20 protein-coding genes are annotated in these 21,787 nt (G+C 71.1%); 7 read left to right on the top strand and 13 right to left on the bottom strand.

Annotated elements, in window-relative coordinates:
• Nucleotides 1-55: 55 nt before the first annotated feature.
• Entirely contained in the window at nt 56-1,900 is a 1,845-nt protein-coding gene (gene ilvD, locus ALI22I_RS32760; protein WP_077009448.1) for a dihydroxy-acid dehydratase, read from the top strand.
• Nucleotides 1,901-1,951: 51 nt separating this feature from the next.
• Here the strand turns inward: ilvD and ALI22I_RS32765 are convergent, their stop codons facing one another.
• From ALI22I_RS32765 to ALI22I_RS32775, 3 genes are all read right to left on the bottom strand, one after another.
• Nucleotides 1,952-2,191: a hypothetical protein gene (locus tag ALI22I_RS32765; RefSeq protein WP_077009449.1), complete on the bottom strand. Its 240-nt coding sequence runs from the start codon at nt 2,189-2,191 to the stop codon at nt 1,952-1,954.
• 56 nt (nt 2,192-2,247) lie between these two features.
• On the bottom strand, nt 2,248-2,976 hold the full coding sequence (locus ALI22I_RS51405; protein WP_077009450.1) for a DoxX family protein: 729 nt from the start codon (nt 2,974-2,976) through the stop codon (nt 2,248-2,250).
• Between the two features lie 72 nt (nt 2,977-3,048).
• Nucleotides 3,049-3,963: a 2-hydroxyacid dehydrogenase gene (locus tag ALI22I_RS32775; RefSeq protein ID WP_077009451.1), complete on the bottom strand. Its 915-nt coding sequence runs from the start codon at nt 3,961-3,963 to the stop codon at nt 3,049-3,051.
• Between the two features lie 30 nt (nt 3,964-3,993).
• Here ALI22I_RS32775 and ALI22I_RS32780 point away from each other — a divergent pair, with 30 nt between their 5' ends.
• Entirely contained in the window at nt 3,994-4,863 is an 870-nt protein-coding gene (locus ALI22I_RS32780) for an alpha/beta fold hydrolase (RefSeq protein ID WP_077009452.1), read from the top strand.
• 10 nt (nt 4,864-4,873) lie between these two features.
• Nucleotides 4,874-6,061 carry a PQQ-dependent sugar dehydrogenase gene (locus ALI22I_RS32785; RefSeq protein WP_077009453.1) on the top strand — a complete coding sequence of 396 codons (1,188 nt, stop codon included), beginning with the start codon at nt 4,874-4,876 and terminating at the stop codon, nt 6,059-6,061.
• A gap of 16 nt (nt 6,062-6,077) precedes the next feature.
• Here the strand turns inward: ALI22I_RS32785 and ALI22I_RS32790 are convergent, their stop codons facing one another.
• The 7 genes from ALI22I_RS32790 to gatC form a co-directional block, all read right to left on the bottom strand.
• On the bottom strand, nt 6,078-8,573 hold the full coding sequence (locus tag ALI22I_RS32790; RefSeq protein WP_238598705.1) for a M14 family zinc carboxypeptidase: 2,496 nt from the start codon (nt 8,571-8,573) through the stop codon (nt 6,078-6,080).
• Nucleotides 8,574-8,668: 95 nt separating this feature from the next.
• Nucleotides 8,669-11,224: a CHAT domain-containing protein gene (locus tag ALI22I_RS32795; RefSeq protein ID WP_338013523.1), complete on the bottom strand. Its 2,556-nt coding sequence runs from the start codon at nt 11,222-11,224 to the stop codon at nt 8,669-8,671.
• Between the two features lie 177 nt (nt 11,225-11,401).
• The gene (locus ALI22I_RS51410) at nt 11,402-11,704 is read right to left on the bottom strand and encodes a hypothetical protein (RefSeq protein ID WP_077009454.1); all 303 of its coding nucleotides are present in this window, start codon (nt 11,702-11,704) and stop codon (nt 11,402-11,404) included.
• Between the two features lie 368 nt (nt 11,705-12,072).
• The gene (gatB, locus tag ALI22I_RS32805) at nt 12,073-13,575 is read right to left on the bottom strand and encodes an Asp-tRNA(Asn)/Glu-tRNA(Gln) amidotransferase subunit GatB (protein WP_077009455.1); all 1,503 of its coding nucleotides are present in this window, start codon (nt 13,573-13,575) and stop codon (nt 12,073-12,075) included.
• Complete coding sequence (locus ALI22I_RS32810) at nt 13,572-13,763, bottom strand: hypothetical protein (protein WP_077009456.1); 192 nt, start codon at nt 13,761-13,763, stop codon at nt 13,572-13,574. Before ALI22I_RS32810 ends, gatB begins: the two co-directional genes overlap by 4 nt.
• A complete protein-coding gene (gene gatA / locus ALI22I_RS32815) occupies nt 13,760-15,277 on the bottom strand; it encodes an Asp-tRNA(Asn)/Glu-tRNA(Gln) amidotransferase subunit GatA (RefSeq protein ID WP_077009457.1) in 1,518 nt (505 codons plus the stop codon). Before gatA ends, ALI22I_RS32810 begins: the two co-directional genes overlap by 4 nt.
• A complete protein-coding gene (gene gatC / locus ALI22I_RS32820) occupies nt 15,274-15,573 on the bottom strand; it encodes an Asp-tRNA(Asn)/Glu-tRNA(Gln) amidotransferase subunit GatC (RefSeq protein ID WP_015104569.1) in 300 nt (99 codons plus the stop codon). Before gatC ends, gatA begins: the two co-directional genes overlap by 4 nt.
• A 223-nt stretch (nt 15,574-15,796) precedes the next feature.
• Here gatC and ALI22I_RS32825 point away from each other — a divergent pair, with 223 nt between their 5' ends.
• Entirely contained in the window at nt 15,797-16,450 is a 654-nt protein-coding gene (locus ALI22I_RS32825) for an amino acid-binding protein (RefSeq protein WP_077009458.1), read from the top strand.
• A gap of 251 nt (nt 16,451-16,701) precedes the next feature.
• Here ALI22I_RS32825 and ALI22I_RS32830 read toward each other — a convergent pair whose 3' ends face one another.
• Complete coding sequence (locus tag ALI22I_RS32830; RefSeq protein ID WP_077009459.1) at nt 16,702-17,340, bottom strand: LysE family translocator; 639 nt, start codon at nt 17,338-17,340, stop codon at nt 16,702-16,704.
• A gap of 46 nt (nt 17,341-17,386) precedes the next feature.
• Complete coding sequence (locus ALI22I_RS32835) at nt 17,387-18,094, bottom strand: 3-keto-5-aminohexanoate cleavage protein (protein WP_338013524.1); 708 nt, start codon at nt 18,092-18,094, stop codon at nt 17,387-17,389.
• Nucleotides 18,095-18,120: 26 nt separating this feature from the next.
• Here ALI22I_RS32835 and ALI22I_RS32840 point away from each other — a divergent pair, with 26 nt between their 5' ends.
• Nucleotides 18,121-18,531 (top strand): SWIM zinc finger family protein, encoded by a 411-nt coding sequence (locus tag ALI22I_RS32840; protein ID WP_077009460.1) that lies wholly within the window; start codon nt 18,121-18,123, stop codon nt 18,529-18,531.
• On the opposite strand, the gene ALI22I_RS32845 is transcribed toward ALI22I_RS32840, so the two are convergent.
• Entirely contained in the window at nt 18,512-19,018 is a 507-nt protein-coding gene (locus tag ALI22I_RS32845) for a GNAT family N-acetyltransferase (protein ID WP_077010095.1), read from the bottom strand. The two genes, ALI22I_RS32840 and ALI22I_RS32845, sit on opposite strands and share 20 nt — an antisense overlap.
• 153 nt (nt 19,019-19,171) lie before the next feature.
• Here ALI22I_RS32845 and ALI22I_RS32850 point away from each other — a divergent pair, with 153 nt between their 5' ends.
• Both ALI22I_RS32850 and ALI22I_RS32855 read left to right on the top strand, forming a co-directional pair.
• Nucleotides 19,172-19,624, top strand: a complete 453-nt coding sequence (locus tag ALI22I_RS32850) for a protein-tyrosine phosphatase family protein (RefSeq protein ID WP_077009461.1) — start codon at nt 19,172-19,174, stop codon at nt 19,622-19,624.
• Nucleotides 19,625-19,765: 141 nt separating this feature from the next.
• Nucleotides 19,766-21,721, top strand: coding sequence for an elongation factor G (locus ALI22I_RS32855; RefSeq protein ID WP_143532558.1), 1,956 nt, complete (start codon nt 19,766-19,768; stop codon nt 21,719-21,721).
• Nucleotides 21,722-21,787 lie beyond the last annotated feature (66 nt).

Here is a 21,787-nt window from a genome sequence, read left to right on the forward strand (position 1 = left end):
CACCCCGCGCGTGCCGTTCTCGACTCACTTTCTGGCAGAGACTTCTGGAGGAGCCGTGCCACCGCTCCGTTCCCGCACCACGACCCACGGCCGCAACGCCGCGGGTGCGCGCGCGCTCTGGCGCGCGACCGGCATGACCGACAGTGATTTCGGCAAGCCGATCGTGGCCATCGCCAACTCCTACACGCAGTTCGTGCCGGGTCACGTGCACCTGCGCGACCTCGGGGACATCGTGGCCGAGGCGATCCGCGAGGCGGGCGGGGTGCCGCGCGAGTTCCACACGATCGCGGTGGACGACGGCATCGCCATGGGGCACAGCGGGATGCTCTACTCGCTGCCGTCGCGGGAGATCATCGCCGACTCGGTCGAGTACATGGTCAACGCGCACCAGGCCGACGCGATCGTGTGCATCTCCAACTGCGACAAGATCACCCCGGGCATGTTGAACGCCGCGATGCGGCTCAACATCCCGGTGGTGTTCGTCTCGGGCGGGCCGATGGAGGCGGGCAAGGCGGTCGTGGTGGACGGCGTCGCCGTCGCGCCGACCGACCTGATCACCGCGATCTCGGCGTCCGCGTCGCCGAACGTGGACGAGGCCGGGTTGACCGAGGTCGAGCGGTCCGCGTGCCCGACCTGCGGTTCGTGCTCGGGCATGTTCACCGCGAACTCGATGAACTGCCTCACCGAGGCGCTGGGCCTGGCGCTGCCGGGCAACGGCTCCACGCTGGCCACGCACTCCGCGCGCCGCGAGTTGTTCGCCGAGGCCGGCCGCACGGTGGTGGAGTTGTGCAGGCGGTACTACGAGCAGGACGACGAGTCGGCGCTGCCGCGTTCGATCGCCAACCGCAAGGCGTTCGAGAACGCCATGGCGCTGGACATGGCGATGGGCGGCTCCACGAACACCGTGCTGCACATCCTCGCCGCCGCGCAGGAGGGCGAGGTCGATTTCACGCTGGCGGACATCGACGCGGTGAGCCGGCGGGTGCCGTGCCTGTCGAAGGTGTCGCCGAACTCGGACTACCACATGGAGGACGTCCACCGGGCGGGTGGAATCCCGGCCCTGTTGGGTGAACTCTGGCGGGGCGGGCTGCTCAACGAAGACGTGCACACCGTGCACAGCCCGGACCTCGCGTCGTGGCTGGGCGAGTGGGACATCCGCGCTTCCGCGCCTTCACCGCGCGCTGTCGAGCTGTTCCACGCCGCGCCCGGTGGCGTGCGCACGACGCAGGCGTTCTCCACCTCCAACCGCTGGTCGAAGCTCGACACGGACGCGGCCGGCGGCTGCATCCGCGACGTCGAGCACGCGTACACCAAGGACGGCGGCCTGGCCGTGCTGCACGGCAACCTGGCCGAACGCGGCTCGGTGATCAAGGCCGCAGGCATCGACGAGGAGCTGTGGCACTTCGAGGGGCCGGCGCGGGTGGTGGAGTCCCAGGAGGAGGCCGTCTCGGCGATCCTGAAGAAGGAGATCCAGCCGGGTGACGTCCTCGTGGTCCGCTACGAGGGTCCCGCGGGCGGGCCGGGTATGCAGGAGATGCTGCACCCGACGGCGTTCCTCAAGGGCTCGGGCCTGGGCAAGAAGTGCGCGCTGATCACCGACGGCCGGTTCTCCGGTGGGTCGTCCGGCCTGTCCATCGGCCACGTCTCGCCGGAGGCGGCGGGCGGCGGTGTGATCGGCCTGGTCCAGAACGGCGACCGGATTCTGATCGACATCCACGAGCGGCGGCTGGAGCTGCTGGTGGACGAGGCGGTGCTGGCCGAGCGGCGGGCCAAGATGGAGGCGTCCGAACGGCCGTGGCAGCCGGTGGACCGGGTCCGCCCGGTGACCGCGGCGCTGCGCGCCTACGCCCGGATGGCAACCGACGCGTCCACAGGCGCTGTGCGCGACGTCAACAAGTAGGAGTTCGGGGAAACCGGCCGGCAGAGCTTTGCGTCGGCCGGTTTCCGCTGTTCAGGACCTGTGCAGTAGCCAGGCGAGGCCGAGTGAGGCGAGGAACACCGCCCACCCGGCCAACGGCCCGGTAACCGGTCTTCGCGCCCTCGGCGCGAGCAGCCCGCCCACGACCAAGCCCGCGAGCAGCCCGACAGGCGGCAGCAACGACCGCGCGGTGAGGCCGATCGGGAAGGCGATCAGGTAGACCACCGGAATCCCGACCACCACCAGCGCCAGCTGTGCGCCTGCCGCGGCCACCCCGCGAGGTCGCGTCGATCGTTCGCGACGCCGGAGGCGGCGCAATCCAACACAGTTCACCGGAAGACGTAGAGAGTGGCGGCGGTGGCACCGGCGGCGACGATGAGGCAGATGAAGCCGGCCATCAGCGGGTGACGGAACCAGCTGCGGTTGTAGTCGATGGCGGCTCGACCGGGGCCGGCGAACAGGACCGCGAACGCCATCGCGGCGTAGACGGCCTCCATCTCGACGCCGTTGGGTGCGAAGAACCCGCCCCGGTACTTCAGCGCGATGACGTTGGCCATCACGCCGAGCACGCCGGCCGCCGCGAGGGGCGTGAACAACCCGAGGATCAGCAGGGCGCCGCCGCCCAGTTCGGTCACGCCGGTGACCCACGCCAGGATCCGCGACTCCCGGAACCCTGCCGACTGGAGGTGCTGGGCGAACCCGTCGATGCCCGGCCCGCCGAACAGGCCGAACACCTTCTGCAGGCCGTGCATGACGAACGCGCCGCCCAACGCCAGCCGCAGCACCATCAGGCCGATGTCGGCACTGGCGCTCCAGCGGAACGGCTTGCGCTCGTCCTCGAAGGCGTCGTAGTGGGCCGGTTTGTTCTCGTCCAGGCTCGCGACCGGCGTGTACCCGGTCGAGTCGAAGCTCTGCGTGTCCTTGTCGAACGCGCTGCTGTTGATCGTCCGGGTGCCGTCGTCGAAGTGGTGCACTCCTCCGCCCACGCCACTCGTGGAGTAGAACCCGTCGTCGGAGTAGCCGCTCGAAGCCCTTGAGCGGTCGTCGTGAGTAGCCACGCACCCGCACGTTAGGAGGTTCGGACGACGACCGCGAGCGTCCGTTCAGTCGTACATATTCGCCCGAATGGCCTAGTATTCGCCCTTGACCAGGTTCGCCGGGAGCTCACCGCGGGCGAATCGGGCGACCTCGGCGGCCGCCACGGCGTACGCGCGCTCGGCGTGCCCGGTGCAGCTGCCGGCCGTGTGCGGCGTGAGGAACAGGCCCGGTGCCGTCCACAGTGGATGGTCCGACGGCAGCGGTTCGGGCTCGGTCACGTCCAGCGCCGCGCGCAGCCGTCCGGACGTCAGCTCGGCCAGCAACGCGTTCGTGTCGACCACCGCGCCGCGCGCCGCGTTGATCAGGATCGCGCCGTCCTTCATCCGGGAGAGGAACTTCGCGTCCACCATGCCGGTGGTCTCCTCGGTCAGCGGCACCACGACCAGCACCGCGTCGAAACCGCCCAGCAGGTCGGGCAGCTCGTCCACGCCGTGCACACCGGGTCGAGCGGTGCGGCCGACCATGGTCGCGGTCGCGTCGAACGGCTCCAGCCGACGCCGGAACTGCTCGCCGAGGTCGCCCGCGCCGACCACGAGCACCTTCTTGTCCTGCAACGTCTCCGTGATGTGGTAGTCCCAGCGCCGCTCCTGACGGGCCCGCTCGAACACCGGGAAGTCGCGGTAGATGGCGAGCAACGCGCCGATCGCCCACTCCGCCGTGCTGCCGCCGTGCGCGCCCCGGCACGTGGACAGCATCACACCATCAGGTACGACTCCGACGAACCGCTCGGCACCCGCCGACAGCAGCTGCACCAGCTTCAAGGACGGCAGCTGCGCGAACACGTCACGCGGGTCGGCGCCCTGGAGGAACTTCGGTACCAGCACTTCCGCCTGAGCGGCCTCGGCCGGCAGCGGCTGCCCCGGCTCGTAGCGGACGGGCCGCACCCCCTCCACGTCGGACAGCACGCGGATGCCGAGTTCATCGGGGACCAGAACGGTGAGACTCACGGGTTCGCACGTTACGGCACACTTGCCGCCATGCGGGAGCACGACGTCTTCTCCGCGGACGGCACGCGGATCAGGTTGTGGCGCACCGACGCCGACGGGCCGGACGTGCTCCTGAGCCCCGGCCTCGGTGTGGTGCCGGAAGTGTGGCCGGAGCTGTCGTCGGCGCGGGTGCACAGCTGGTACCACCGCGGCACCATGGAGTCCGACCGGCCCGCCGACCCGCGCCGCATCGAGTTGGACGACCACGTCGCCGATGCGCTGGCCGTGCTGGACGACGGCGAGGTCGAGCGGTGCGTGGTGATGGGCTGGTCGATGGGCGTGACGGTGGCCGCGGAGCTGGCGTTGCGGTACCCGGACCGGGTCAGCGGCCTGATGCTGGTGGCGGGCGCGCCGGGCGACACGTTCGCAAGCGTGCTCGGGCTGCCGGGCGTGCCGGTGGAGCTGCGGCGGCTGATCGGGGTGTCCGGCGCGACGGCGTTGAAGGCGGCCGGGCCGCTGCTGGACGCGGTGCTGCACCGGGTGCCGGTGCCGGACGTCGGCGGGCCGTTGACCGGGTCGCTGAAGCGGTACCTCAAGCACGACTGGCGCTGGTACTTCACGCTGGCGCTGGCCCTGGGCCGCGCGCCCCGGCTGGACCTGACCGGCGTGACGTGCCCCACAACGGTGCTCGCCGGGCGGTACGACCTCCTGGCGTCCCCGGACGGCGTGGTCGGCCCGGTCTCCGGGTTGCCGCAGGCCAGGGTGCGGATGCTGCCGAACACGCACTTGCTGCCGTTGGAGGACCCGCAGGTGGTGGTGGAGGAGCTGGAACTGCTGCTCGACCGGGCCGACGCCGTGCGCCGGGCCGTGGACGAGGACGTCGAAGGGCCGCTCACCTCGCGTTCACGGCCGCGCGCCTAACCTGGGGTTCGTGTCGCGACTGCGTGGAGTGCTGATCGGGTCGGTCCTCGGCCTGCTGGCCGCGGGCTGCGCGAGCTTTCCCGAGCAGCCGGGACCGGGTGGGTGGAGCGCGGCCCAGCAGCTGACGCCGCAGGCCGGGCCGGTGCCCGAACTGCCTGGCGAGCTGCCGAAGGGACCGGCCCAGGGCCAAGAGCCCGGCCCGCCGCCGACCCCCGTGCCGCCGCCGCAGGGCTGCAAGGACTTCAACCCGGCCGTGGTCGGGACCTGCCTGAACCCGGTGTCCGGGGTGGCGATGACGGACGTGAACCAGACGACCGGCGCGGTGACGGCGTTGGCCACCGAGCGCACCACCGGGCGGCTGCTCAGGCTGACCAAGGACGTCGACCCGGTCGAGGTGGCGAAGTTCGAGGTGGACGCGTCCACCGACGGCGGGCTCAGCGGACTCACGCTGTCGCCGACCTACCCCGAGGACCAGCTGGTCTACGTGTACCTGACGACCGCGACCGACAACCGGGTGATGCGACTCGCGCCCGGTGACGTGCCCAAGCCGGTGCTGACCGGCATCCCGAAGGGCCCGTCCGGCAACCGCGGCGTGCTGGCCTACGACCGCACCGGGGCGTTGCTGGTGGCGACCGGTGACGCGGGCGACCCGGCGTCGGCGGCCGACCCGAACTCGCTGGCCGGGAAGGTGCTGCGGATCGACGGCAACGGACAGCCCGCGCCCGGCAACCCCACGGCGGGGTCGCGGGTGCTGGCCGGCGGCCTGAAGTCGCCCGGCGGACTGTGCGTGTCCGGCGACGGCACGAAGACCTGGGTGACCGACGCGGGCGCGTCGGCCGACCTGCTCTACCGGGTCGAGGCCGGCAAGCCGCTGGGCGTCCCGGCGTGGTCGTGGCCGGAGCGGCCGGGGATCGGTGGCTGCGCGTCGTTGTCGAACGTGGTGTGGCTGGCGACCGGCAACACCCCCGGCACGCTGGCCTTGCCGATGAACCCGGACGGCAGCTTCACCGGCAAGCCCGAGGTGAGCCTGGAAGGCGAGGACGGCTTCGGCCGCCTCGGCCCGATGGTGATGCTGGACGACACGACCGCGCTGGTCGGCACGGTGAACAAGAACGCGGGCGGCACGCCGATCTCCAGCGACGACCGCGTGGTGATCATCGTGCGTCCCCCGGACGGCCCGGGCGGCGGCAGGGACTGAGCTTCCGGGTGCGGGCTCAGGGCGCGGCGGTTCCGCCCTGGCCCGCGGTGCGGTAGATCGCGTCGGCCACCTGCCAGTACAAGCCCTTCGGGTGGTCGCGGAACAGGGGTTCGGTGCCGAACAGGACCGCCCTGGCGCCGCGCGGTGACGTGCCGGCCACGACCGCTGCCTGACCGGCCGCCTGGTCCTGGCCGCCCGACCCGTCGGCGCGGACGGTCCAGTGCCCGGCGACCAGGTCCTGGTACCGCTGCCGTGCGCTCACCCCCGGCCCGAGGTCGGTGAACCAGTACGGTGCGTACACGAACGAGTGGCTGACGCCACCGGCCTCGTCCACCACCGACACGACGCCGTTCGCGTCCTCCCGCCCGGCGACCGCCCGAACCGGCAGCACTCCGGCGTCGGCGTTGAACCGCGCACCCGTCGCACCGCGCGTCACCACGCCACCGCGCGCCAGGAACGCGTCCACCGCAGCCTTGCCCGGGGCGTTCAGCTGGTCGTACCGCAACCCCGACGACACGAACAGCACGTCCACCCCGGACAGGTCGAACCCGGCGTCCACCACCGCCGTGGACACCGGCCGCACGTCGAAACCCATGTCCCGCAACGCCTTCAGCTCGTCCGCCGCGACCGCGCCGGCCACCACCGGACGCCGCAACGGCACCCCGCCCGGCCCTGCCGAGGTGAACTTGACCCCGTACCGGTCCGACACCTCCTCCGCCGCCGACCGTGCCGACGCGGGCACCACGATCGTGCCGTCGTCCTGCCGACGCAGCTCCAGCCCACGCTCCAGCAGGTCGTTCACCGCCGCCGCGTCCTTGCCGTCGGCCAACACCAACGCCAGGTCACCGCCCTCGGCCGCCGGCACCGAACCGGTCGGCGACGCCGCCGCCGCCACGTCACGCCCGAACACGTCCACCCGCCCGTCGCGCACGACGTCCACCGACGCACCCCACAGCAGCCGGTGGCTCCAGCCGCTGATGTCGTACATGACCGGCACGTTCTCCGAGATGTCCCGCCCCGCCTCCAGCATCACGTTGGCCAGAGCCCGTTTCGGCTGGTGCATGTCCACCACGTACGACCCCGCCGCGTACACCTGACCGCCCAGCCGGAACGGGCGGTCGGCCCGCTTCACCCGCACGTCGTGCGCCACCAGGTGGTCGACCAACCGCGCCGCGGCCGGACCGGAGCGCTGGCCGGCACCGACCGGGATGACGTAGGCGCGCGGGAACTCCGTGGTGTAGCGGTCTTCCGGGCCGAACCCCGGCACGAAACCGTCCGGCACCAACCGCTGCGGCTCCCCCGCCAGGCCGCGCCGGAACATCTCGATCTGGTTGTCCACCATCGAAGTCCGGTGGTCCTTCACGTACGTGAGCGCGCTGCGGATCGTCGCCTCGACCACGTCGGTGTTGATCGCCGAACGCCGCCGCAGTTCCTCCACCGGCTGTGTCGTGTAGTCGCCCCGGTTGACCCGCATGGGGATCTCGATCGTGTAGGACACCGCGCCGTGGTACATCGAGTACTGGGCGGTGTAGATCGGCGCCCAGCCGTCCCACACGCCCGGCTCGTAGTCGCGGAACGGGATCTCCGGTGTGGCCGCCTCCGGGTGGCCGAGGTCCTGCACGGCGTCCTCCATGTGCAGGCCACCCGCGTACCCGTGCTTGATGTAGAGGTCGAAGTCGTAGTTCTGGCCGTGCGGCGGGGTGGTCGGCTCGATCAGCGTGTTCGCCACGTACCCGTGCTCGTCGAGCATGAGCAGCGGCTGGATGCGCTTGACCACGTCCCGCATCGCCCGCGACTCCGGCTGCGACGAGGTGACGAAATCGCGGTTCAGGTCGAACCCGCGCGCGTTGGCCCGCGTCCCGGCCACCCGCCCGTCCGGGTTCGCCGTGAGGTTCACGTAGACACGGTTACGTCGCAGGAATTCCGATGTGAACCTGTCGGTTCCGAAGGCGAGATCTTCGATCACGCGGAGCGCGCCGTCGGTGCCCTCCCACTCGTCGCCGTGGATGTTGGCGTTGATCCACACCGGCGCTTTGTAAGCGCTGCGGAGGAAGACGTCGCGGGCGGCGGCGACGGGGTTGTTCTCGATCTTGTCGCGCCACGCCTCCTGCTTCCTGGTCTCCACCGGGCTCTCGGGGGCGGTGAGAGTCACCAGGTAGAGATCACGTCCCGTGGCCGACTGGCCGACGACCTCGACGGACACCCGGTCGCTGCGGCGCTGGAGGTCGTTGAGGCGCGGCGCGAGCGAGTGGTACGGCGCGAGGCCGAGCTTGATCGTCCGGTCGGACGGGTCCTCGGGGTAGACGCGCAGGTCGGTGCGGCGCGGGTAGCCGGGGCTGGCGTCGGGCCAGTTGTCGCCGCGCGCGGTGGCGTGCAGCGGTGGGTCGACGGCGGCGACGTGGTTGCGCTCCGGGCCGTTGCCCGGCTCTTCGGCCCGGCCGACCGCGGGCGCGGCGGTCGCGGGTGTGGTCATCGTGGCCAGCAGCAGCACCGTGAGCAACAACGAACGCACCGGGCCCCCTCCGATCGATCGCCGAAGAACTCCTCCACCCTGACTAGCGGGTGCGGGTGATCGCGGTCAACCGTGCGAAAGGCTGGTCAGCCGTGTTAACCAGAGCCAAGACACACGAACGGGCGACGCAACGGGTCCAAGGACACCGCGTCGGCCAACGCGACCGCGGGCGACGCGCCGCCGGCGAGGTTGCGGTGGAAGTCGGCCATCGCCGCCGCCGACGGCTCGTCACCGACCCGGCTGGACGCGGCGATCACGGTCCGCGCGCCGCTCGCCAGCAGCGCACCGGCGAACCCCAGCGGTTCGTCACCGGGTCGCACGCGGTTGAGCGCCAACTCGCACGCGGCCAGCACGACCTGGTGCGGCGGGCGGCGGACCCGGCCGACCTCGTGCGCGAACAACGCGCCGTCCGCCAGCTCCAGCCGCGAGAACAGCGCGTTCTCCGGCTCGTGCTCGCCGTGCGCGGCGATGTGCGCCAGCTCCACGCCGTCCAACGCCTCCAGCACCGCGCTGACCTTGGCCTCGACGACGCCGAGCAGCTTCGCGTCACCGTGGTAGCCCGCGAGCCGGTCGATCTCGCCCTGCGCCGCCTGCAACCCGGGACCGCGCACCAGCAGCACCCCGTTGGCCGCCTCACGGTCCTCGCGGATCGCCGACACCCAGGCGGTGGCCGACGGGACGGCCGTCGTCGGCCGGTTCGCGCACGTCGGCAGCACGCCCCACGGCACCACGTACAGCGCGCCCGTCGGCACGACGACCAGTTCCCGGTCGCCGATCATCGGCGCCAGCGGGCGCAGCAGCAGCCGGTCCAGCTTCTCCGCCTCACGGCGCGCGGACGCCGAGATGACCGCCACCAGCGGCGGCTGGAGGTGGTCGGGGGCGAGCGCGTTGAGGTCGGCGTGCAGCCGGCGCGCGCCCTCCGTGACGGCGGCGGCCGACCCGAGGCGCACCATGCGCACCCGTTCGTCGGCCAGCACCACGGCGATCAGCTCGTCGTCGGACACCGCGAAGCTCACCATCGCCCGCCCGCCCAGCCGGGCCAGCACGTCGTCCGGCGTGACGACCGGGCGCGGCGTGCCCCACGGGCTGGCGCTCCACCCCATCCGGGTGGCGGCGCGCTGGCTCGCCTTGAGCCGCACTTCCAGCTTGGCGGTCGGCAGGCCGTCGAGGCGTGCGCGCAGCAGGGCGCGGCTGAGCCGGCGCACCTCGGTGATGCGCTCACCGAGCTCGGAGTCCACGGTGGATTCCGCCGGGTCGTACCGGTACAGCTGGGCCCTGGTGCGCTCCAGCCAGGTGAACAGGCGCTTGGCGTTGGCCGCCGAGTCACGGCCCTCCAGCACCAGCCGCACGGCGAGTTCGCCCAGCTCACGGCCGTGCACGGCGGTGCCGGACACCAGTTCCAGCCCGCCCAGCCGGTCCCGCATCCGGCCCAGCTCGGCCAAACCCGCCTTCGCCTGCGCCAACGCCACCCGCTGGTTGCCGCGGGCCAGCGCCAGCTCCGCCCGGCACAGCCGCAGCAGCATCCGGTGGTCGATGGGCGCGATCCGGCGCGACTTGGGCACGCTGCGCAGCAGCTCGGCGCCCCGCTCCGGGGAGCCCCGGCGGATCTCCAACCGGGCCGCCAACACCAGCGCGAACGCGGCCTGGTCGGACAGCTTCAACCCGGCCAGCTCGGCGGACAGCGCGATCGCCGCCGCCACCACCTTCGCGACCGGACGCCGTGACGCGTCGGTCCGCAACGCGTCCACGCGCAACGTGATCAGCCCCGCCACCGCCGCCCACGCCGGGCTGCCGCGCCGGACCAGCTTGCGCTGCGCGGAGTTCGCCATCCGCTTGGCCAGCACGAGATCGCCGTCCTGCAACGCCGCCGCCGCGCGGAACAGCTCGGCCTCGGCGACGTCCTGCCCGATGCGCTGGCGGCGCAGTTCCGGCAGCACCTCGTCCAGCAGCCGGCCCGCCTCGTCGGCCAGTCCGACGCTGATCATCGCCTCGGCCTGGTCGATGCGCAGGCGCAGCAGCAGGCCGGGTTCGAGTTCTTGGAACGCCCGGTTGGCCTCGTGGTAGTGGCGCAGGGCGACCGGGATGTCACCGGCGCGCTGCACCGCGTTGCCGAGGGCGTGCTTGGCGATCGCGGCGCGCAACGGCAGGTCGTGCGCGTCGGCCAGTTCGACGGCGCGGTTCAGGTCGCGGACGGCCTTGTCGTGGCGGTGCACCTCACCGTGCGCGTTGCCCCGGTTGGACAGGGCGAGGGCCAGCATGTCGACGGCCTCGGGGTCGGGGTGCGCGGCGAGGCGCCGTTCGCTGCGGTCGATCTCGCGGTCCAGCTGGGCGATGCCCTCGTCGATGCGGCCGACCCGGCACAGCAGCGCGGCGCGTTGGAGGTTGACCCGGGTGGACAGGTGCGCTTTCAACGCCTCGTCGCGCAGGCCCGCGAGTTCCTGGTCGACGCCGGCGAGCTGGGTGAGGCCGTCGTCCACCTTGCCGGTCTCGGCGAGGCAGAAGGCCAGGGTGTTGAGCAGCCGGACGCGGACCTCAAGCCGTTCCTGGGGGTCGATTCCCGGGGTCTCCAGCAGCGCCAGGCCCTTGCGCATCTGGCGGATGGCGGACGGGTGGCGGTCGGCGGTGGCCGCGTCCAACGCGCTCCGGTGCAACTGCCGGGCCAGTTTGACCGCGTGATCCGGTCCGGAGGAGCCGCGCGTCCCGCGTGGTCCGCGATCGGGTGGTTGCGCAGGCACATTCATATGAGATCACAGGCAGCACACGAATGCTGCCGGCCAAGCGGCCGGCAGCATTCGCGCAACGTCACTGCGATGTCACGTATCCGGTAATTACCGGGTCTGCGTGGCGGCGGCCGGCTCGTCCGTGGTGGGCTTGTACGGGCCACCGTTGGTCTCCGGGTCACCCGTGGGCTTGTACGGGCCGCCCATCGGCTTCACCAACGGATCACCGGTCGGCTTGTACGGGCCGCCCATCGGCTTGACCAGCGGGTCGTCGGTCGGCTTGTAGGGGCCGCCCGTGGGCTCCTCGCCCCCGCCGTCCACCGGCTCGGTCACGGTGTCGGTCGCCACGTCGACGATCTCGTCCTCGATGGCGTCGATCTCGGCGACGAGCTTCGGGTCGGTAGAAGTCATGACGTTGTCCTCCCCTACAACGAACCCCTGTGACAGGGGTCATCTGCGTCTGATTGATCATTCGGTGGCCCCCCGGCCCTGCCGAACGTGGACAAGCGTGACACAGATGGACGCAGCCATGAGGGGAAAATTTACTAAGCGCAATCACCATGCCGATCTTGAGCCTCGCTGACCAGCACCGAAGCAGCACTTCGGGTGGCGTTACCACTCGAATGGGCGAATGCGTTAACAGGTTGGAGGCATCCAGCGGCCGCAATAGGGCGACTCCACCGGGTCCGTCCAACCTGGAATCACCGGGGGTCTCCGGCCGGAGAACAGCAGTGGGGCAGGGCCCGCGAACGAGCCCTGCCCCACCGTCGAACCACCCGCTACGAGCAGCGGGCGATGATCAGCTCACGCACGCGCTTCGCGTCCGCCTGACCCTTCGTCGCCTTCATCACCGCGCCGACGATCGCACCGGCCGCCGCGACCTTGCCGTCGCGGATCTTCGCCGCCACATCGGGCTGCGCGGCCAGCGCCTCGTCCACCGCCTTCTCCAGCGCCGAGTCGTCCGAGACGACCTTGAGCCCGCGCGCCTCGATGACCGCCTCGGGCTCGCCCTCGCCCTCCAGCACGCCGGTGACGACCTCGCGCGCGAGCTTGTTGGTCAGCTCACCGGAGTTCACCAGCCCGATCACCGTGGCGATCTGGGCCGGCGTGATGGCCAGCTCCGACAGTTCGACGCCGCGGTTGTTGGCCTCCTTGGTCAGGTAGGCCACCCACCACGACCGGGCCTCGGCGGGCGTCGCGCCCGCGTCCACCGTGGCCGCCACCAGGTCCACCGCACCGGCGTTGACCAGGTCGCGCAGCTCCGCGTCGGTCAGCGACCACTCGTCCTGCACCCGCTTGCGGCGCTCCCACGGCAGCTCCGGCAGCGTCCCGCGCAGCTCCTCGACCCACTCGCGCGACGGCGCGATGGGCGTCAGGTCGGGCTCCGGGAAGTACCGGTAGTCCTCCGCGGTCTCCTTGGTGCGACCCGGCGAAGTGCTGCCCGTGGACTCGTCGAAGTGCCGGGTCTCCTGGGTGATCTTGCCGCCCGCCACCAGGATCGCCGCCTGGCGGGTCATCTCGAACCGCACGGCCCGCTCGACGCTGCGCAGCGAGTTGACGTTCTTCGTCTCGGTGCGGGTGCCGAACTCGGTCGCGTCCTTGGCCATCAGCGACACGTTCGCGTCGCAGCGCAGCGAACCCTGGTCCATCCGGACGTCCGACACGTCGAGCGCCTTCAACAGGTCGCGCAACGCCGTGACGTAGGCGCGCGCCACCTCGGGCGCCCGCTCGCCGGTGCCCTCGATCGGCTTGGTGACGATCTCGATCAGCGGCACGCCCGCGCGGTTGTAGTCCAGCAGCGAGTGCTCCGCGCCGTGGATGCGGCCGTCCGAGCCGCCGACGTGCAGCGACTTGCCGGTGTCCTCCTCCATGTGCGCGCGCTCGATCTCGACCCGGAACAGCGAGCCGTCGTCCAGCGTGACGTCCAGGAAGCCGTTGAACGCGATCGGCTCGTCGTACTGCGAGGTCTGGAAGTTCTTCGGCATGTCCGGGTAGAAGTAGTTCTTCCGGGCGAACCGGCACCACTCCGCGATCTCGCAGTTGAGCGCCAACCCGATCCGGATCGCCGACTCCACCGCCTTGCCGTTGAGCGTGGGCAGCGCGCCGGGCATGCCCAGGCAGGTCGGGCAGACCTGCGTGTTCGGCTCGCCGCCGAAGACGTTCGCGCAGCCGCAGAACATCTTGGTGTTGGTGTGCAGCTCGACGTGCACCTCCAACCCCAGCACCGGGTCGAAGCGCTCGATGACCTCGGCGTAGTCCATCAGCTCGTACACCGACGTCATGCCTTCCCGTCCTTCCGCAGACCCCGCACGGCCAGCGCCGCGCCGGTGATCGCCACCAGGATGCTCGCCGCGGCGTTGACCAGGGCGAGCTTGTCGTTCTTGCCACGAGCCGACTTCAACGTGGAGAACGCGCTGGTGGCCGCACCCGCGGCGCCGACCAGCGCGAGAATCCCGCGTGCCCTCTTCATCGGGCAGCACCCGCCAACTGCGGCACGCCCTGGATCAGCGGCGCGCCCGCGGCCGCGTCGCGCGCGACCTCGTACGCCGCCGCCACCCGGTACATCCGGTGGTCCTGCAACGCCGGCGCCATCAGCTGCAGGCCGACCGGCAGACCGTCCTCATCGGACAATCCGCTCGGGAGGCTCATGGCGGCGTTGCCGGCCAGGTTCGCCGGGATCGTGCACAGGTCGGCCTTGTACATGGCCAACGGGTCACCGGTGCGCTCGCCGATCCGGAACGCGGTGGTCGGCGTGGTCGGCGAGACCAGCACGTCCACGGTCGCAAACGCGGCCTCGAAGTCGCGGCTGATCAGCGTGCGCACCTTCTGCGCCGAGCCGTAGTACGCGTCGTAGTAGCCCGACGACAGCGCGTACGTGCCGATCATGATGCGCCGCTTCACCTCGGGGCCGAAGCCGGCCTCACGGGTCAGCGACATGACCTCCTCGGCGCTGCGGGTGCTGTCGTCGCCGACCCGGATGCCGTAGCGCATCGCGTCGAAGCGGGCCAGGTTGGACGAGGCCTCACTGGGCGCGATCAGGTAGTACGCGGGCAGCGCGTAGTCGAAGCTCGGGCACGAGACCTCGACGATCTCCGCGCCCAACTGCTTGAGCTGCGCCACGGCCGCCTCGAAGCTGCGCAGCACGCCCGGCTGGTAGCCCTCGCCGCTGAACTGCGTCACCACGCCGACGCGCACGCCGGACAGGTCGCCGTTCGCGCCCTCGCGGGCCGCCGCCACCACGGGCGGGACGGGCGCGTTGATCGAAGTGGAGTCCATCGGGTCGTACCCGGCGATGACCTCGTGCAGCAGGGCCGCGTCCAGCACGGTCCGGGCGCACGGCCCGGCCTGGTCCAGCGACGACGAGAACGCCACCAGCCCGTACCGGGAGACACCGCCGTAGGTGGGCTTCACGCCGACCGTGCCGGTGACCGCGCCGGGCTGGCGGATCGAGCCGCCGGTGTCCGTGCCGATCGACAGCGGCGCCTCGAACGCGGCCAGCGCCGCCGCCGAGCCACCGCCCGAGCCGCCGGGGATGCGGTCCAGGTCCCACGGGTTGCGGGTCGGGCCGTAGGCGGAGTTCTCGGTGGAGGAGCCCATCGCGAACTCGTCCATGTTGGTCTTGCCGAGGATCACCACGCCGGCTTCCTTGAGCCTGCGGGTGACCGTGGCGTCGTAGGGCGGCACCCAGCCTTCGAGGATCTTCGAGCCGACCGTGGTCGGCACGCCCTCGGTGGTGAGCACGTCCTTGAGCGCGATCGGCACGCCGGCCAGCGGACCGACGTGGGCGCCGGCGGCGATGTCGTCGTCCACCTCGCGGGCCGCCTTGAGGGCGCCCTCGGTGTCGACGTGCAGGAACGCGTTGACCGCGCCGTCGACCTCGCCGATCCGGTCGAGGTGGGCCTGCGTGACCTCGACCGCGGACACCTCGCGGCTCGCGATCCTGGCGGCCAGTTCGGCGGCCGTGCTGCGGATGAGATCGCTCATGCTTCCTCTCCCAGGATGCGGGGCACGCGGAAGCGGCCGTCCTCGGCGGCGGGGGCGCCCGCGAGCGCCTGCTGCTGACCGAGGCTGGGACGCACCACGTCCTCGCGGAACACGTTGGTCAGCGGAACGGCGTGCGAAGTGGGCGGGATGTCCGCGGTGGCGATATCGCCCACCGTGGCCACCGACTGCAGGATCACGTCCAACTGGCCGGCGAACAGGTCCAGCTCGTCGTCGGTGACGGCGAGCCTCGCCAGGCGGGCCAGATGCGCGACCTCGTCGCGGGAGATGCTGGGCACCTCGTCAACCCCCGTGGGTCGGATTTTCGTATTTTGGACCTGCCGAGTCTATTGGCTGGTCAGGCTGGCCCTCGACCGGGTTGCCCGCGCTCGCGCGCGTGGGTGCGCGATTTTACCGGTGTGCAACGCGCCTGGTGGGTCGGAAAGCGAAGCTGCGTCTGCGAGAATCACCGACCGGCGAGTTCGACCCGATGTTCCACCCACAGCCTTGGAGGCGTGCACAGTGTCCTTCCTGATCCGGGTCCAACTCCCGGACCGTCCCGGCACACTGGGCGCCGTCGCATCCGCTCTCGGCGCCATCGGGGCCGACATACTGAGCGTGGACGTGGTGGAGCGCGGTGGGGGCGTCGCCATCGACGACCTGGTGGTCGAACTGCCCTCCGGGCGGCTGCCCGACGTGCTGATCACCGCCGCGGAGTCCATCGACGGCGTCGAGGTGGACGCGGTCCGGCCGTACGCGGGTGTGCTGGACACCCACCGTGAGCTGGAGCTGGTGGAAGAGGTCGCCGAGGAGCCCAAGCACGGTCTGGCGGTGTTCACCGAGGGCGTGCCGAAGATCATCCGGGCCGGCTGGGCGGTGGTGGTGTCCTGGGACGGCAACACCGTGCACCGCCTCACCTCGTCGTCCGCCGCACCCGAGACAAAACTCGAAACACCCCCGTGGATGCCCCTGGCACGGGCGACCGTCCTGGACGGCGAGGACGAGTGGGTCCCCGCAACGTGGCAGGAACTGGGCACCGAACTGGCCGCCACCCCCCTCGGCAAACCCGACCGCGTCCTCCTGGTCGGCCGCCCAGGCGGCCCCATGTTCCGCGCCGCCGAGGTAGCCCGCCTGGCCCACCTGGCCGGCATCGTCTCCGTAGTCCTCCCCGACTAACCCGCACCCCCGCGTGTCCAACCTCCAGAACGCGCGTGTCCAACCTCCAGAACGCGCGTGTCCAACCTCCAGAACGCGCGTGTCCAACCTCCAGAACGCGCGTGTCCAACCTCCAGAACGCGCGTGTCCAACGTTCCGGTACCCCGAGTTGAACGCTCAGGTCGTCAGCCCCTGTTCTGAGCGTTCAACTCGGGTGTTCTGAACGTTGGACACGCGCGACCGGAACGTTGGACACGCCGGGTGACCTGCGGTTAGTCCTTGCGGCCGGTGGTGGCGATGGTCACGCCGAGGCCGATCATGGTCAGGCCGCCGAAGCCACCGACCAGGGCCAGGCGGCGCGGGGAGCGGGCGAACCAGTCACGCGCGGTGGCGGCGACCAGGCCCCACACGCTGTCGGAGGCCAAGGCGATGATGTTGAAGATGAGACCCAGCAGCAGCATCTGAGCCACCACGTGGCCCTGGGCCCGGTCCACGAACTGGGGCAGCACGGCGGCGAAGAAGACAATGGTCTTGGGGTTGGCCACGCCGACGGCGAAGCCCTCCCACAACGTGCGCAGGCCGCCGTGCGCCGGACCGCCGCCGTTGAACGAGGCGTGCAACGCCCCGCGCTGCCGCACCGCCTTCACCCCGAGGTACACCAGGTACGCGGCGCCGACGAGTTTCAGGGTCGTGAACACGATCGCCGAACGCTCCACGATCGCCCCCACGCCGACCGCGACAGCCACGACGGCCGCGTAGGCCCCGAGCGTGTTACCCAGCACCGTGATCAGCGCGGCCCGCTTGCCCTGCGCCAACGCCCGCCCCACCACGAACAGCACGCTCGGCCCGGGGATCACGATCAGCAGGAACGACATGGCCGCGAAGGCCAGCAGCCGGTCAGTGGACACCATGCGGTCAACGAAACCACGCCGACACCCGCGCTACCAGCGCTTTTCTTCAGCCGGCCAGCTTCACGAGCTGCGCGTTGTCGAGAGCACGCGTGCCGTCACGGGCGGTGAGCGTGTCCTCCAGGCCGATGCGGGTGTCGAGCCCGTGTGACAACGCGTAGTCGAGGATCGGCCACGCGCTGTCATCCTCACCGTGCAGCAGGATCGGGACGCCGAGCGGCGCGAGCAGGTCGAGCAGCCGTTCGGCGTGGCCCGTCGTCTCCCCCGGCCGCACCTCGGCCAGCACCCGGATCGTGCCCTCCGGCACACCGGCGTCCAACAGGGTCCGCGCCGCCTGCCCGTGGAACACGCCCAGCTCGATGCCGATGCCCGCGTCGCGCAACGCGGCGGCGGTGTCGAGCCAACCGTCCTCGTGCACGTTGACCGAGGCGAAGTCTGGACGTCCGGCGGCCAGGCCCGCCCACCCGCGCACCAGTTCGGCCCGCCGGACCGGGTCCGGCACGATCCACGCGGCCGTCGTAACGCCGATCTCCACGTGCGGCAAAGCGGCCCGCACCACGGCGACCGCGGTGGCGACCTCCGGACCGGCCAGCACCTCCAGGCCCACCACGTCACGCGGGTGCAGGTGGAACGACGTGACGCCCAGCTCGGCGCACTCCGCGGCGGCAGCCGCCAGCTGCTGCGGGGTGATCGGCACACTAGGGTGACTGCCCGGCTCGCGGGCACCGTTCAGACAAGCCTGGAGCACGAAACCCACCGAACCACAAGGTGTTGGATACCGCCATGCCGACGCTGACCTCAGCCCTGCTGCGCCACCACGCGGGCGCCAAGTCGTACTGGCGCGGGCTGACCTACCGGGACGCCGTGGTCGAGCTGACCGTGCGCTCCCGGCACGTGGAGGCCGTCGTGACCGGCGCGGCCGAGTACCGGGTGACGTTGGAGTGGGAGGACACCCACCTGGCGGGCGACTGCTCGTGCCCGTACGGGTCGCAGGGTTTCTTCTGCAAGCACTGCGTCGCGGTCGGCCTGGTGCTGCTGGAGCGCGGCCTCACCGTGCCGCCGCCGGACGCGGAGGACGAGGAGCTGCGCGTCCGGCTCGCCGAACTGGACCACGCGACGCTGGTGGAGCTGCTCTACGACCGGGCGTCGCGGGACCGGTCGCTGCGCGACGAGATCATGCGAGTTCGAGGCTGAACCCGAGCGCGGTCACGTCCGCGCCCGGCACCGGGTGCCAGTCGCGTTCGGGCAGCCGGCGGAAACCCAGCCGCCGGTAGAGCCGGTGCGCCGTGGTCATGTGCTCGGAACTGCTCATCACCAGCCGACGTGCACCGAGTTCCCGCGCCCGCACGATCGCCGCACGCACCAACGCCTCGCCGACACCGCGGCCGCGGGCGGACGGGCTCACCGCGAGCATCCGGAACTCGACCTCGCCGTCCCGGCTGACCTCCGCGTACGGGGTGCCCGGCCGGACCACCGTGACGGTGCCCAGCACGGTGTTCTCCACGTCCACCGCCACCAGCAGCTCCGCCTGGTTGGCGCGGGTGCGTGCATCGGCGAGCGTGTCCGCGTACCCGCCGGTGTGGCTGTCTATGTGGCGGTCGGCCTGGTAAGCGGCCACGGTGATCGCCCCCGCCGCCGGCCACTCGTCTTCCCTAGCGGGCCTCACCACGATGTCGGCCATCTGGTCCCCCTCCACCCTCGCTGAACCTCCCCGATTGTCGTCGAAGACAACTGCGCCGGAAGGGTTCGATCAAGGTTTGGGGCCGTTGCGGGCCGGATTCTCCTTCGGTGAACCCTTTCCGCCCGCAAGACTGCGGGGCGCGATGATGTCGGCATGAGCCTTCCCGGTGCGATCGAACTGCCCGACGGTGCTCTCGTGCGCGGTCGGGGCCTGCGCAAACCGACTCCCGACGGGACCCCTGACTACGGGCTCTACCTGGGTTCGCCGCGGATGCGGCGGGCGGTGCTGGCACGCGTGGACGGCCTGCCGTGGCCGCACGAGTGGGTCGAGTGGCCCGACTTCCGGCTGCCCAAGTCCCCGGAGCGGGCCGTGACGCTGATCCTGGACCTGCACGCGCGGGCCGTGGCCGGTGAACGGGTCGAGGTGGCGTGCGGCGGCGGTGTCGGGCGGACCGGGACGGTGATCGCGTGCCTCGCCGTGCTGGCGGGCGTTCCTTCGGGTGAAGCGGTGGCGTGGACGCGGGCCCACTACAACCGGCACGCGGTGGAAACGCCCTGGCAGAAGCGGTGGGTGGCGCGCTTCCCGAACGTGACGTCCCCGCGTTAGGCCGCGTTAATCGGTTGCCGGGCCTCCCTGCCGGCTGCTTTGGTGCTTGGCGTCCCACCGGTCGAGCGAGGAGAAAGCCCGTGCGAGCTGTCATGTCCTTCCAGAAGGTCGTAATCGCCTGTCTCGAAGAGGACATGACGCTTGGTACGCACACTGAACCTGGGAATCCTGGCGCACGTCGACGCCGGTAAGACGAGCCTGACCGAGCGGCTGCTCCACGCCGCCGGTGTCATCGACGAGGTCGGCAGCGTCGACGACGGCAGCACCCAGACCGACTCGCTGGCCCTGGAACGACAGCGCGGCATCACCATCAAGGCCGCGGTGGTGTCGTTCGACGTGGGCGGCACTTCCGTCAACCTGATCGACACACCCGGCCACCCGGACTTCATCGCCGAGGTGGAACGGGTCCTCAGCGTGCTCGACGGCGCGGTGCTGGTGGTGTCGGCCGTCGAGGGCGTGCAGGCGCAGACCCGCGTGCTGATGCGGGCGTTGCGGCGGTTGCGCATCCCGACGCTGGTCTTCGTGAACAAGATCGACCGGGGCGGGGCGCGGCCTTCGTCCGTGCTGCGCGATATCGCCGCTTTCCTGACTCCTTCCGTGGTCGCGATGGGCCGGGTGTGTGACGCCGGAACCCGTGCGGCTTCCGTCGTGCCGGGCTTCGGGGACGGCACGGTCGAGGTGTTGGCCGAGCACGACGACGCGGTGTTGGCCGCTTACGTCGAGGGTCGGGCGTTGCCGTATCCCGGTCCGGTGGTGGCGGCGCAGACGCGGCGGTGCGCGGTGCACCCGGTGTACTTCGGTTCGGCCATCACGGGCGCGGGCGTGCCGGAGTTGGTGGCGGGTGTGGCGGCGTTCCTGCCCGCGTCGTCCGGTGATGCCGACGGGCCCGTGTCCGGGTCGGTGTTCAAGGTGGAGCGCGGGCCGGCCGGTGAGCGGATCGCGTTCGTGCGGATGTTCTCCGGGACGGTGCGGGTGCGTGACCGGGTTCAGGTTCGTGACGAGGAGAAGGTCACCGCGATCAGCGTGTTCGCCCAGGGGGCCGCGGTGCGCTGTGGCGCTGTTCGCGCGGGTCAGGTGGCGAAGCTGTGGGGGCTGGAGGACGTCCGGATCGGTGACGCGATCGGCGTTCCGCCTTCCTCCCGCGAGCACCGGTTCGCGCCGCCGACGTTGGAGACGGTCGTCGTGCCGTCGCGTTCTTCCGATCGTGGGGCGTTGCACGCGGCGTTGACGCAGCTGGCCGAGCAGGACCCGTTGATCAACCTGCGGCACGACGGCGTGGAGACGTGGGTGTCGCTGTACGGGGAGGTGCAGAAGGAGGTCGTGCAGGCGACGTTGGCCGCCGAGTACGGGCTTGAGGTGGAATTCCGCGAGACGACCACCATCTGCCTGGAGCGGCCTGTCGGGGTCGGGTCGGCGGTGGAGTTCATCAAGCAGGGCGACAACCCGTTCCTCGCCACGGTGGGGTTGCGGGTGGAGCCGGGCGACGGGGTGACGTTCCGGCTGGGCGTCGAGTTGGGGTCGATGCCGTCGGCGTTCTTCACGGCGGTCGAGGAGACCGTGCGGGAGACGTTGGGGCAGGGGTTGTGCGGGTGGCAGGTCAGTGATTGCGCGGTGACGATGACGCACGCGGGGTATTGGGCTCGGCAGTCGCACGCGCACGGGACGTTCGACAAGAGCATGTCCAGCACGGCGGGTGACTTCCGGTTGCTGACGCCGTTGGTGCTGCTTGCTGCTTTGCGTTCGGCCGGGACCGAGGTGCTGTCGCCCGTGCACCGGTTCTGGTTGGAGGTGCCGAGTGATGTGCTCGGTGTGCTGACGCCGGCGATGGCCCGGGTGCGGGCGGTGCTGTTGAGCACCGTGGCGCGCGGGCGGACGACGGTGGTGGAGGGCGACATCCCGGCCGCGTTCGTGCACGAGTTCCAGCGGAAGCTGCCCGCGCTGACCCGTGGTGAGGGTGTGTTGGAGACGTCTTTTTCGCACTACGCCCCGGTACGGGGTTCGGCGCCTGAGGGTTCGGCGCCCGTTCGTGAGCGGACCGACCAGAACCCGCTCAACCGCAAGGAATACCTGCTGCGCGTGACGCGGCGGACCGACTGACAACGGAGGCAGTGTTGCCCAGTCCCTCTTCATCTTCATCTTCATCTTCGTCCAGCTACGACGTAA

Source organism: Saccharothrix sp. ALI-22-I (assembly GCF_001984175.1).
Taxonomy (GTDB): Bacteria; Actinomycetota; Actinomycetes; order Mycobacteriales; family Pseudonocardiaceae; genus Actinosynnema.